Below are 12,138 nucleotides of genomic sequence, written 5' to 3'. Positions count from 1 at the left end.
CTGAAAAAATATCGCTGTGGATATTTTCAGACGGCCTAAAGCATTATTTTGAATGAAAAGGCCGTCTGAAACCCTGTTGACAATAATCCTTGCTATACTTTTATTTCTCAACGTAATGCTGTTTTCAACCCCACAAAAATTGCCGAAATCATGCCGAAAAAGAAATCCCTTGGCTATCGAATCGCCCACAAACTCAAACAAACCGAGCGGCTCTCCCGCAAAACCATGTCATTCGTCTTCCTGTTGGTCGGCTCCGCGCTGGTGGCGCTGACGGCGCTGCTGTTTGCACACATGGCCGAATACGCGCTGGAACTGAATGCGCATTTGGTGCAGGAATACACGTGGTTTGCGTGGGTGGCTTTGCCGCTGGGGCTGCCGCTGATTGTATGGCTGACACGCCGTTACGCGCCTTATACCGTCGGCAGCGGCATTCCGCAGGTGCTGGCGTCGTTGAGCCTGCCGCACGGTGCGCAAAAAACGCGGCTGATTTCGCTCGGGCAAACCTTGCTGAAAATCCCGCTGACTTTTCTCGGCATGCTGGCCGGTGCGTCCATCGGTCGTGAAGGACCGTCGGTGCAGGTTGGTGCGGCGGTGATGACGGCGTGGGGGTCGTGGTGTAAGAAACACAATCTTGCCTTTAAAGGCATGCAGGAAAACGATTTGATGGCTGCCGGTGCGGCCGGCGGTTTGGCGGCGGCGTTTAACGCCCCTTTGGCAGGGGTGATTTTTGCGATTGAAGAGCTGGGTCGCGGCGTGATTTTGCGCTGGGAACGGCAAATTCTGCTCGGCGTATTGGCGGCGGGTTTTATTCAAGTCGCCATTCAGGGTAACAACCCGCACTTTTCCGGCTTTCACGGCAGCGAATTGGACAATATGCTGACGTGGGTATTGGCGGTAGGTCTGTTGTGTGGCGTCACCGGCGGCCTGTTCGCACGTATGCTGTATAAAGGTGCGGCATCGTATGCACCTGAAAAAATCCGCGGCTGGATTCGCCGCCATCCGCTGATGCTGGCCGCCATCATGGGCTTGCTGCTGGCGGCTTTGGGCACGCTGTATCAAGGCCAAACCTACGGCACCGGCTATCACGAAGCTTCGGGCGCATTGCGCAGAATGTATGACGCGCCGGCGGGTGTGGCAGTGGCGAAATGGCTGGCGACGGTGTTTTCTTATTGGGCGGGCATTCCGGGCGGTATTTTCACGCCGTCGCTGACCATCGGTGCGATGTTAGGCGAACATATTGCTGCCATCGGCCAATTGGAAAGTGGCATCAATGTGGTGGTGTTGCTGTGTATGGCCGGATTCTTGGCCGGCGCGACCCAATCGCCGATTACTTCCAGCGTGGTGGTGATGGAAATGACCGGCGGCCAGAATTTATTGTTTTGGATGCTGATTGTGTGCATTTTCGCATCGCAAGTGTCACGCCAATTCTCACCAAGACCGTTTTATCACTTGGCCGGTATGCGCTTCCGTCAGCGCGTGCAGGAAGAATATGCCGAACAGCATAAAGCCGAGCAGGAAAAGGCAGAAGCCAAGCAGCGTGACGTGGTGCCGAGTGAAGCAGTTCAGATTGAAGTGGAAAAAGCAACGGAAGGAAATGCGGCAAATGTGGCCGTAGAAAACCAAACGCCTGAAGCCAAGCCGCAAGATATGGAGTCGGCCGCGCTGAATGCGCCGCCGGATAAAAATGGTAAAACCGATTAAGCGTTTGCATCGGTATGAGCAAGGCGGATTTCTTGAAGTCAAAATGGCCTGACATCAGAGGAGCCCTTCCCTAACCCTCCCTCGCTGGGCGGGAGAGGGGATAGATTGCTGGGGGTTTTAAAATGCTTGGCAGCTTAGCAAGGCTAAACTGTGGTTTAATCAAAAAAGCTTTCCAACCGTAGGGTGGGTGTCAACCCACCGCCATAAAAAACAACATTGAATCCATCAAATAAAGGCCGTCTGAATATTCAGACGGCCTTTCCATATCATGATTCGGAAACAGTCGATTCTTTCACTTGTTCTCCATTCCAAGGCGCAACTTTAAACAGCAGCAGCATACCCGGTACGGCCAAGAAGAAACATAGCCAGAAGAAATTCACATAGCCCAGCCATTCGATGAGATAGCCGGTGGTGGCGTTGATAAACGTGCGTGGCACGGCGGCCAAGCTGGTGAACAGTGCCAATTGTGTGGCGGTAAACGCAGGGTTGGTTTCGCGCGCCATGTAGGCCACGAATGCGGCCGTGCCCAAGCCCACGCCGACGGCTTCGGCGCCAATCACACCGGCCAACATGATGCGTTCGGTGGCGGTGACCACTTCAAATTTACCGAATCCGGCCAGCCACACAAAGCCCAAAATCGTCACAATCTGCACCAAGCCAAACAGCCACAGGGCTTTGTTGATGCCCAGCTTCAGCATCCAAATGCCGCCGATGATGCCGAAAATCACTGCAGGCCACAGGCCGGCATTTTTGGCGATGATGCCGATGTCGGTTTTGCTGTAGCCCATGTCGAGATAAAACGGCGTGGCCAAGGCGGTGGCCATGCTGTCGCCGAGTTTATAAAGGAAAATAAACGCCAATACCAGCAGCGCCTGTTGCACGCCTTTACGCGTAAAAAATTCGCTGAAAGGTTCGACCACGGTTTGTTTGAAGGTGCGCGGCGCACTTGGCGGTAATTCCGGTTCGCGTGCTAAAAACAGCGTCATCAACAAGCCCGGAATCATAAACAGCGCGGTGATGATGAACACATTGTGCCACGGCATCATGTCGGCCAAAATCAGGCTGAGTGAGCCGGGAATCAGCGCGGCGATGCGGTAGGCGTTGACGTGAATGGCATTGCCCAAACCCAATTCGCTGTCGGGCAGGATTTCGCGACGGAATGCGTCCAACACAATATCCTGACTGGCCGAGAAAAACGCCACCACTACCGACAAGCCCATGATAATCGCCATGTGCTGATGCGGATTCAAAAAGGCATAGGCCATCAAGGTGGCCAGCAAACCGATTTGCGTTACCAGCATCCAGCCGCGGCGGCGGCCTAGAAACGGCAGGCGCACGGCATCCATCACCGGCGACCAAATAAATTTCCAAGTAAACGGCAAACCGATTAAGGCAAACAGACCGATGGTTTTCAAATCGATGTGTTCGCTACGCAGCCATGCCGGAATCAGGTTGATGAGAAAATACAGCGGCAGGCCGGAGGTGAAACCGGTGAAAATACAGATCAGCATGCGACGCGAGAAAATCTGCTTGAGCGTGCTGTTTTGAGATGAAGTCATGACGGGATTCTAACGATTTAATTAAGGCGGTATTGTAACAAAAGCAGCCATATTGCAGGCCGTCTGAATGCAAAGATTTGTTTTAATTGAGGTCTTTGCAAAACCTCATGAGCAGCCAATCCATACTAAAAGGCCGTCTGAAACCTTGATTCGCGTTTCAGACGGCCTCGAAAGATGTGGCAATCAGTTGCGCAAGCCCAATACGTCTTGCATGTCGAACAAACCTTTTTGGTTGTTTGCCCACACGGCGGCGCGTACGGCACCGGCGGCGAAGGTCATGCGACTGCTGGCTTTGTGGGTGATTTCCACACGCTCACCGTCGGTGGCGAACAAGGCGGTGTGGTCACCGACAATGTCGCCTGCGCGCACGGTGGCAAAGCCGATGGTTGATGGGTCGCGCGGGCCGGTGTGGCCTTCACGGCCATACACGGCACATTCTTTCAGGTCGCGGCCGAGCGCATCGGCAATCACTTCCCCCATGCGCAAGGCCGTACCGCTTGGGGCATCGACTTTGTGGCGATGGTGGCCTTCGATGATTTCGATGTCGTAGCCTTCGTTCAACACGCGCGCAACGGTGTCGAGAATATGGAAAGTCAGGTTTACGCCCACGCTGAAGTTGGCGGCGAATACCACGCCGATTTTGTCACCGGCCGCTTTAATCGCTGCTTTGCCTGCATCGTCAAAACCGGTGGTGCCGATGATGATGTTGACACCTTGTTCCACACATTTTTGCAGGTGTTTCAAGGTTGGTTCAGGGCGTGTGAAGTCGATTAATACATCGCTTTGCGCCAACACGGCATCTACGTCGTCGGTGATGGTGACACCGGTTTTTAAGCCCAAAGCAAAGCCGGCATCCAAGCCCAAGGCTTCGGAAGCGGAATGCTCGATGGCGCCGGATAACACGGTATCAGGGTGGTTGTTTACCGCTTCAACCAATACTTTGCCCATGCGGCCGTTCACGCCGGCGATGGCCACTTTTAATGCAGTCATGAATGTTCCTTAAAATTATTGTGCGGCTGAGGCGGCAGCTTCGGCTTTTTGCTCCGCCTGCAAGGCTTCGATGGATTTTTGGATGGCGTTGCCTTCCGCTTTCACCAAGGCATTGTTTTGAAAATGCAAGGTCAGGTTGGATTGGTCTTTAATCACGCCGTTGCGGCTGGTGTTGAAGGTGTAGTCCCAGCGGTCGGCATGGAAAGCATCTTGCAACAAAGGCGTGCCCAACAGCAGCTGCACTTGGTCGCGGCTCATGCCCGGTTGCAAAGATACAACGGCACGCGGATCCAATTCGTTGCCTTGTACGACTTGTAATTTGTAAGAAGGGAAAAGGGATACGCGCTCGGCAGAACAAGCTGCCAAACCCAGCAGGGCGGCCAAGGCCAGACATAAGGTTTTATTCACGGTGTACCTTTCTATCGAAATCGGAATAAAGAAAATGCCATCATCGCTTGAATAAGTTTAAAAAGCAAACGATAATCATCTTCAGAGTGGAAATTTAGGAAGATTGCCCCCATATCGTATTGAGATAATGAAGATAGTTTATTGAAAACCTTTATAATCTCATAGTGGGCAAGTGGCCTAAAAGTGCGTATTATAACGGTTATTAGACCACAGGGGTATTGAATACTATGGAAAATTTCAGCAATATTGCGCAATTGAAAGACAGCGGTTTGAAAGTAACCGGTCCGCGCTTGAAAATCTTAGACTTGTTTGAAACGCATGCCGAAGAGCATTTGAGTGCCGAAGACGTGTACCGCATTTTGCTGGATGAAGGCATTGAAATTGGTGTGGCCACAATTTACCGCGTGTTGACCCAATTTGAGCAAGCGGGCATTTTGCAGCGCCACCATTTTGAAACCGGTAAAGCAGTTTATGAATTGGACAAAGGCGACCACCACGACCACATCGTCTGCGTGAAATGTGGTGTGGTCACCGAATTCCATAATGCAGAAATCGAAGCCCTGCAAGACAAAATTGCCGAAGAAAACGGCTACCGCATTGTTGACCATGCGTTGTATATGTATGGTATCTGCGCGGATTGCCAAGCCAAAAACAAACGCTAATCGTCATATCGATATTCAGACGGCCTCATGATGATGTGAGGCCGTCTGAAATTTTTTAAACCTGAGACCTTTGCAAAACCCCAGGTTTGAGTACAGTTTGAAGTTAGAGCAGCACAGAAAGCGCAGACATATCAAAAAGATAGGCAAGCTTTCGAGCAGCGCATAACGAAGAAATGTTCCAAAGATGGGGATTTTGCAAAGGTCTCAGCCTAAGCAAAATGAACATTCCCTTTCTCCCCCCACAAGATTACCGCTTTCCCAATCCCGATTACGCACTGGCGCATTGTGACGGCTTGGTCGGCGTGAGCGCGGATTTGGACGAAGGACGTTTGCTGTCGGCCTATCGCAGCGGCATTTTCCCGTGGTTTTCCGAAAACGGGCTGTTTTACTGGTTTGCCACCGCGCCGCGCACCGTGTTGTTTCCCGAAAAAATCCACATCGGCAAATCCTTAGTCAAAACCTTGCGTAACAAGCCTTATGTGGTGAGCGTGAATCAAGATTTTGCCGCCGTAATAAATAATTGCGCCGCCGTGTCGCGACCGGAGCAAAGCGGCACATGGATTGCGCCCGAGTTTCAGACGGCCTATGCGCGTTTGCACGACATTGGTCACGCGCATTCGTTTGAATGTTGGTATCCCGACGAACAAGGCCGTCTGAAACTGGCGGGCGGCTTTTACGGCGTGCAAATCGGGCGCGTGTTTTACGGCGAATCCATGTTTGCTCTCGCGCCCGATGCATCCAAAATCGCCTTTGCCTGCGCCGTGCCGTATTTGGCGGAGTGCGGCATTGCATTGATTGACTGCCAGCAAGACACCGCCCATTTAGCGCGCTTCGGTTCGGAGCAAATGGATTTTCATGATTTTCAAACGGCCTTACACCGCTTAAACGCCATGCCGTTGGCGCAGCCCATCGGTTCGAAGTGGTACGGACGACGCTTTGAATGATGAGAACGCTAAAACTTTTCAGACGGCCTAATCACGCTAATAGCTGACGAAAGCGCGTTTACATGGCAAAATAATGCGTTAGAACATTGCAACAGGCCGTCTGAAACCATGCCATGCGTTCAGACGGCCTCAACCCCCACTTAACAAGGAATCAACATGTCATTGCAAAACATCATCGAAACCGCGTTTGAAAACCGCGCCAACATCACCCCGACCAGCGTGACCCCAGAAGTCAAAGAAGCCGTATTGGAAACCCTGCGCCAATTGGATTCAGGCGAATTGCGCGTGGCCGAGCGCGAGAGCGTGGGCAAATGGAAAGTCAACGAATGGGCGAAAAAAGCCGTGTTGCTGTCTTTCCGCATCCAAGACAACGAAGTGTTGAACGACGGTGTGAACAAATATTTCGACAAAGTGCCGACCAAATTTGCCGATTGGTCTGAAGAAGAATTCCAAGCTGCCGGTTTCCGCGCGGTGCCGGGTGCCGTAGCACGTCGTGGCAGCTTCGTGGGCAAAAACGTGGTGTTGATGCCATCATATGTAAACATCGGTGCGTATGTTGATGAAGGCGCGATGGTGGACACTTGGGCGACTGTTGGCTCTTGTGCACAAATCGGTAAAAACGTGCACTTGTCAGGCGGCGTGGGCATTGGCGGCGTATTGGAGCCGTTGCAAGCCAATCCAACCATCATTGAAGACAACTGCTTTATCGGTGCGCGCTCTGAAATCGTGGAAGGCGTGATTGTAGAAGAAGGCAGCGTGATTTCTATGGGCGTGTTCATCGGCCAATCAACCAAAATCTTGGATCGCGAAACCGGCGAAATCTACCAAGGCCGCGTACCTGCCGGCTCAGTAGTGGTATCAGGCAGCATGCCTTCTGCCGACGGCAGCCACAGCCTGTATTGTGCCGTGATTGTGAAAAAAGTGGACGCGCAAACCCGCGCCAAAACCAGCGTGAACGAATTGTTGCGCGGTGTGTAATCAGCGTTGATTTGACACATTAATGAAAAGGCCGTCTGAAAGATTTTCTTTCAGACGGCCTTTTTGTATGTTTTGTGCTTAAACAAAAAGAGAGCTTTGCCAATTAATTTGAATACCAGAACACACATAGGTGCCGTCATTCCCGCGTAGGCGGGAATCCATTTTTGAGTAAAGCAACCTATTGAATAAAAAAGTTTCTTAAATGCTCAGATGGATTCCCGCCTACGCGGGAATGACGGCAGTTTTGGTTGTTGTTGGCTATGGAGTTTTACAAAGGGCTCAAAAAATTAGCTTTGTTGGCACTTGCGGTAAAAACGAATCAAACCATTCGTCGAACTGTCGTGCGCCAAATCATCGTTTTGCTTCAATTCAGGCTCGATGTTTTTTGCCAGCACTTTGCCGTATTCCACGCCCCATTGGTCGAACGGGTTGATTCCCCAAATCACGCCTTCGGCAAAGGTACGGTGTTCGTAAGCGGCCATCAGCATGCCTAAGTTAAACGGGGTCAAGCGGTCAATCAGGAAGCTGTTGCTCGGGCGATTGCCGGGGAATTCTTTGTGCGGCGCGAGTGCTTCGCGTTCGGCTTCAGGCAGATTAGCCAATTCGGCGCGGGCTTCTTCCAGTGTTTTGCCTTTCATCAGCGCTTCGGCTTGGGCAAAGGCATTGGCAACGGTGAAGCGGTGTTGGCGGCCGACTTGGTGCGGCGTGGTCATCGGCACGATGAAATCAACCGGAATCAGGCGCGTGCCTTGGTGTAGCAGTTGGAAATAGGCGTGTTGGCAGTTGACGCCTTCTTCGCCGAACACGATGCCGCCGGTTTTGTGGCCGACTTTTTCACCGTCAATGGTGCGGCTTTTGCCGCAGCTTTCCATGTCCAATTGGTTGAGCCATGCAGGGAATCGGCGCATGTTGTGGCTGTACGGTACGGCGGTGTGGCCGTCTGAACCGTAAAAATTGTTGTACCAAACATGCAGCAAGGCCATCAATACGGGAATATTGTGGCGCAGCGGCGTGTTGAAGAAATGCTCGTCCATGGCATGGGCGCCGCTTAAAAATTCGCGGAAACGCGTTTCGCCCACGGCCACCATCAAGGGTAGGCCGATGGTTGACCACACGGAATAGCGGCCGCCGACCCAGTCGAACATGGCAAACACGCGTTCTGCAGGAATGCCGAAGTTTTCAGCGGCGGCGACATCGCTGGAAATGGCGCAGAAATGGCGCGCAATGCCCGATTCCGGTAAGCCGGCGGCTTTATACCATTGGCGCGCGGCATGAGCGTTGAGCAGGGTTTCGGGGGTACCGAAGGATTTGCTGGCGATGCTGAAGACGGTGGTTTCGGGATTGAGTTGTTCCAGCTTTTGCGCGATGTCGGCATCGTCGGAATTGCTGATGAAATGCACGCGCACGTTTTTGCGGTAGTCATACAGCGATTGCGCGCACATTTGCGGACCCAAATCGGAGCCGCCGATACCAATGTGGACGAAATCGGTGATGCGTTTGCCGGTGATGCCGGTGTGGTTGCCGCTGATGATGCTCTCGGCAAAGGCCAAGGCGCGGTCAAGTTCGTGATGGAGCTTGGGAATGATGTTTTCACCGGCAACCATAATCGGCGCGGCGTTTTCAGACGACCTTAAAGCGGTGTGAAGGGCGGCGCGTTGTTCGCTGGTGTTGATTTTGTCGCCGCGTTGCATGGCCTGCATGGCTTCGGGCAGCTTGGCTGCTTCAGCCAGTTGACATAAAAGAACAAGCGTTTCGTCGTTAATACGGTTTTTGCTGTAATCGAATAACAAGCCGTGTAAGGTTTCGTGCATGTTGTCAAAACGCTGCACATCTTCGGCAAATTGGTCGCGCATGTGTATGTCGGCGGTGGCCTGTTGATGCTCGGCAAGCTGTTGCCATGCTTCGGAGAACGTCATATTTTATCCTTCGGTTGAATAACGGCGGGGACAAATCCACTCAAACTTCAATCAAGCAGCTTAAAGTGATTTATTTAGTTCATTGAATTGTCGTCTGAAAATAAAATTATACTATGTTAACAAATCATAGGCGGGGATTGTTGCAAAATTGTGATAATCGGATTCATTTTAATGAAATTAGGCGAAAGCCCTTTTAAAACGCAATGATTGTGCGCGTGTAGTGGTATGTAGTGTAACAAAATTTTAAAAGGCGGGTAACTTAGTCTTTTAAAAAGCAAAAATATTGAAACAACATGCATAAAAATAGTGTTTTTGCTTGATTCCAGTCAAAGTTTTGTTAAAGAGTGTTATGACACCGATGTCTGCTGTGCTATTCTGCGTAATATTATTGAAATAACTCAGGTTCGGAAGTCGTAAGATGGCTACAATTTACGATGTTGCCGCTCGGGCGGGGGTATCGCCGAAGACGGTCAGCCGGGTGATTAACGGTGATGCGCCGGTCAGCGAAAAAACGCGTGCCAAAGTGGAAACGGCCATTGCGGCCTTGGGTTACATCCCGTCATCAGCGGCCAGAGTGATGCGCTCCAGCCGTTCGGGGATTGTGGGGTTGATTACCGGTGCGATTTCGCGGGTGGGTGAAGCCAACCGCATTCATGGTTTGCCCGATGTGTTTTTGATGAAAGGCATTCAGCAAGGCATACGGGCACAAGGCAAAACCTTGATGATTGCCGACATCGACAACCGAGCCGACATCGAACCTTTAATCCGTACCTTTATGGAACACCGCGCCGAAGGCATTTTGTATGTGGCGCAATATCATCAGGAAGTGGTGCTGCCCGATGTCAGCCATGCCTGCCCGATTGTGTTGGTGAATTGCTTCGATAAAATCGGCACGCCGTCGGTTTTACCTGATGATGAACAAGGACAATATGATTTGGTGCGCCAAATCATCCGCCATGGCCACAGCCGTATTGCGTATGTGACCTTGCAACCGGGCATTGAAGCCACACCTTTGCGTGTAGCTGGCTACAGCCGTGCTTTGGCCGATGCCGGTATCGCGTTTGATGCCGATTTGGTGCAGACCGGCTATGCCGATTTTGATTACGACAGCGCGCCTTTGGTGGCGGCGATTGTGAAATTATTGGCGTTGCCGCAGCCGCCTACCGTGATTTGCTGCGGCAATGACGAAATGGCGGTCAGGGTGTACGGCATTTTGCGCACGCGCGGTTTGCGGGTGCCGGAAGAAATTTCGGTGGCCGGCTACGACAACCACAGCGCGATTGCCGAAACCTTATTCCCGCCTTTAACCAGCACCGAGCTGCCGTATTTGCGCATGGGTGCGCTGGCGGCGGATATGCTGTTTGCCGAAGAAGCGAGACAAAGCGGCCAAATGTTGAAAGTAGTCGGGGAAACTATTTGGCGCCAGTCGGTGACGACTTTGAAATAAATATTGAAGATCAATAGGCGGCAGGGGAAATAGGCCGTCTGAAACAGAATTCGTGGGAAGCATACGAATCAGACCCGAGTGAGCGGGCAGTAGAATAAAAAAGCAGTGCTCAGCCAACAGCTGCTTTCTGAGAAAACTTTTTGTTTCAGTATATTAATTAGTCAGGAGTAAACTCCCAATGAAGATATCCCCACAAGTGGCGATGACCCTTCGCCAGATTATGCTGATGAACTTCGGTTTCTTCGGTATTCAATATAGCTTTGGTTTGCAGCAAACCGCGATTAACCCGATTTTCAGTTTCCTGAATGCCGACCCGGGTCAATTGCCGATTCTGAACATGGCCGGTCCGATTACCGGCTTGCTGGTGCAGCCGATTATCGGTGCTTTGTCTGACCGCACCTGGATTCCGGGCTTGGGTCGCCGTCGTCCGTATTTCTTGATTGGCGCAATCGGTTGCAGCTTGTGTCTGTTTATTTATCCGCACGTGACCGCGTTGTGGGTGGCTGTGTTGCTGTTGTGGCTGTTGGACATTTCCAATAATACCGCCATGGAACCATTCCGCGCCTTCATCGCCGATACCGTGCCGGAGCACCAACAAGCCAGCGGTTTCTTGATGCAATCTGTGTTTACCGGTTTGGGTATTACCTTGGCCAACGTGTCGCTGTATATTTTCCAGCAAATCGGCTGGTTGCAGCAGACTTCTGAAGCCGGCATTCCTTACTGGGTATTCGGTTCGTTCTATATCGGTGCCGTGTGTTCGATTGGCTCGGTGCTGGTGACCGTGTTGTCTACGCCTGAACACGAGCCTTCTGCCGAAGAAATGGCTGCCCTGCGTGCAAAAAAAGAGCAATCTGCCATCGCCGAAATCTTCATTGCGATTAAAGAAATGCCGTTTGCTTTGTGGCAATTGGCTTTGGTGTACCTGTTCCAATGGTATGCGCTGTTTATCTACTGGCAATACATTTCACACAGTATCGTGCAATCGGTGTGGAACTCGACTTCTGCCGACAAGGCCGCTTACGAACAAGCCGTGGCATGGACCGGTTTGGTCAACGGTTTCTACAACATCGTGACCTTCATTTCCGCTTTCGGCCTGATGTGGATGGCGAAAAAATACGCCGCCAAATATGTGCATGCGTTTGCCGTGATATTGGCTGCCTTGGCGTTGCTGGCGATTCCGCATATTGGTAATAAATACTTGATGTTCGCACCGATGATCGGTTTCGGTATTGGTTGGGCGTCGATGATGGGTGTGCCGTTTATGATTGTGGTGCATGCGATTCCGAAAGAGCGTTACGGCGTGTACATGGGTATTGTGAACATGATGATCGTGATTCCAATGCTGATCGAAACCGTGACTTTCGGTTGGATTTACGACACCTTCTTAGGCTCGAATCCGGCCAACGCCATGACTTTTGCCGGCGTATTCTTGGCGATTGCCGCCTTCCTGACCTTGTTGATTAAAACCACCAACAAGCCTGCCGGTGTAGAAAATAATGCGGCGTAATTAAAAGCCGTTAAGAGCAAGGCCGT

General features: G+C 51.7%; 9 protein-coding genes and 1 pseudogene. 6 read left to right on the top strand and 4 right to left on the bottom strand.

What is annotated here, in order from left to right:
• Positions 1 to 150 precede the first annotated feature (150 nt).
• Positions 151 to 1,495 (top strand): annotated as a pseudogene (locus ACM67B_RS10270) (chloride channel protein); the annotation flags it as partial.
• Between the two features lie 472 nt (positions 1,496 to 1,967).
• Here the strand turns inward: ACM67B_RS10270 and ACM67B_RS10265 are convergent.
• The 3 genes from ACM67B_RS10265 to ACM67B_RS10255 form a co-directional block, all read right to left on the bottom strand.
• On the bottom strand, positions 1,968 to 3,260 hold the full coding sequence (locus tag ACM67B_RS10265; RefSeq protein ID WP_416189535.1) for an AmpG family muropeptide MFS transporter: 1,293 nt from the start codon (positions 3,258 to 3,260) through the stop codon (positions 1,968 to 1,970).
• Positions 3,261 to 3,443: 183 nt separating this feature from the next.
• The gene (gene dapB, locus ACM67B_RS10260; protein ID WP_416189534.1) at positions 3,444 to 4,250 is read right to left on the bottom strand and encodes a 4-hydroxy-tetrahydrodipicolinate reductase; all 807 of its coding nucleotides are present in this window, start codon (positions 4,248 to 4,250) and stop codon (positions 3,444 to 3,446) included.
• 15 nt (positions 4,251 to 4,265) lie between these two features.
• Entirely contained in the window at positions 4,266 to 4,658 is a 393-nt protein-coding gene (locus tag ACM67B_RS10255) for an outer membrane protein assembly factor BamE (protein WP_416189533.1), read from the bottom strand.
• A 218-nt stretch (positions 4,659 to 4,876) separates the two neighbouring features.
• Here ACM67B_RS10255 and fur point away from each other — a divergent pair, with 218 nt between their 5' ends.
• From fur to dapD, 3 genes are all read left to right on the top strand, one after another.
• Positions 4,877 to 5,320, top strand: a complete 444-nt coding sequence (gene fur / locus ACM67B_RS10250) for a ferric iron uptake transcriptional regulator (protein WP_304528861.1) — start codon at positions 4,877 to 4,879, stop codon at positions 5,318 to 5,320.
• Positions 5,321 to 5,538: 218 nt separating this feature from the next.
• Positions 5,539 to 6,264, top strand: a complete 726-nt coding sequence (aat, locus tag ACM67B_RS10245) for a leucyl/phenylalanyl-tRNA--protein transferase (protein WP_416189532.1) — start codon at positions 5,539 to 5,541, stop codon at positions 6,262 to 6,264.
• Positions 6,265 to 6,420: 156 nt separating this feature from the next.
• The gene (dapD, locus tag ACM67B_RS10240) at positions 6,421 to 7,242 is read left to right on the top strand and encodes a 2,3,4,5-tetrahydropyridine-2,6-dicarboxylate N-succinyltransferase (protein WP_416189531.1); all 822 of its coding nucleotides are present in this window, start codon (positions 6,421 to 6,423) and stop codon (positions 7,240 to 7,242) included.
• A 287-nt stretch (positions 7,243 to 7,529) separates the two neighbouring features.
• Here dapD and pgi read toward each other — a convergent pair whose 3' ends face one another.
• The gene (pgi, locus tag ACM67B_RS10235) at positions 7,530 to 9,158 is read right to left on the bottom strand and encodes a glucose-6-phosphate isomerase (protein ID WP_416189530.1); all 1,629 of its coding nucleotides are present in this window, start codon (positions 9,156 to 9,158) and stop codon (positions 7,530 to 7,532) included.
• 418 nt (positions 9,159 to 9,576) lie between these two features.
• On the opposite strand from pgi, the gene ACM67B_RS10230 reads away from it, so the two are divergent.
• Together ACM67B_RS10230 and ACM67B_RS10225 are read left to right on the top strand one after the other, a co-directional pair.
• On the top strand, positions 9,577 to 10,605 hold the full coding sequence (locus ACM67B_RS10230; RefSeq protein WP_416189529.1) for a LacI family DNA-binding transcriptional regulator: 1,029 nt from the start codon (positions 9,577 to 9,579) through the stop codon (positions 10,603 to 10,605).
• 178 nt (positions 10,606 to 10,783) lie between these two features.
• The gene (locus ACM67B_RS10225; RefSeq protein WP_416189528.1) at positions 10,784 to 12,112 is read left to right on the top strand and encodes an MFS transporter; all 1,329 of its coding nucleotides are present in this window, start codon (positions 10,784 to 10,786) and stop codon (positions 12,110 to 12,112) included.
• Positions 12,113 to 12,138 lie beyond the last annotated feature (26 nt).

The sequence above is a fragment of the Neisseria sp. CCUG17229 genome, assembly GCF_047839235.1.
In the GTDB taxonomy this organism is placed as follows: domain Bacteria; phylum Pseudomonadota; class Gammaproteobacteria; order Burkholderiales; family Neisseriaceae; genus Neisseria; species Neisseria brasiliensis.
The sequence above is the reverse complement of the archived record's forward strand: the minus strand, read 5'-3'. Positions and strand labels throughout refer to the sequence as shown.

What these genes read in the sequence shown, in the direction of transcription:
- dapB (WP_416189534.1), bottom strand. Translation starts at nt 4,250, where the DNA reads ATGACTGCATTAAAAGTGGCCATCGCCGGCGTGAACGGCCGCATGGGC.
- pgi (WP_416189530.1), bottom strand. Translation starts at nt 9,158, where the DNA reads ATGACGTTCTCCGAAGCATGGCAACAGCTTGCCGAGCATCAACAGGCC.
- ACM67B_RS10225 (WP_416189528.1), top strand. Translation starts at nt 10,784, where the DNA reads ATGAAGATATCCCCACAAGTGGCGATGACCCTTCGCCAGATTATGCTG.
- ACM67B_RS10265 (WP_416189535.1), bottom strand. Translation starts at nt 3,260, where the DNA reads ATGACTTCATCTCAAAACAGCACGCTCAAGCAGATTTTCTCGCGTCGC.
- aat (WP_416189532.1), top strand. Translation starts at nt 5,539, where the DNA reads ATGAACATTCCCTTTCTCCCCCCACAAGATTACCGCTTTCCCAATCCC.
- ACM67B_RS10230 (WP_416189529.1), top strand. Translation starts at nt 9,577, where the DNA reads ATGGCTACAATTTACGATGTTGCCGCTCGGGCGGGGGTATCGCCGAAG.
- dapD (WP_416189531.1), top strand. Translation starts at nt 6,421, where the DNA reads ATGTCATTGCAAAACATCATCGAAACCGCGTTTGAAAACCGCGCCAAC.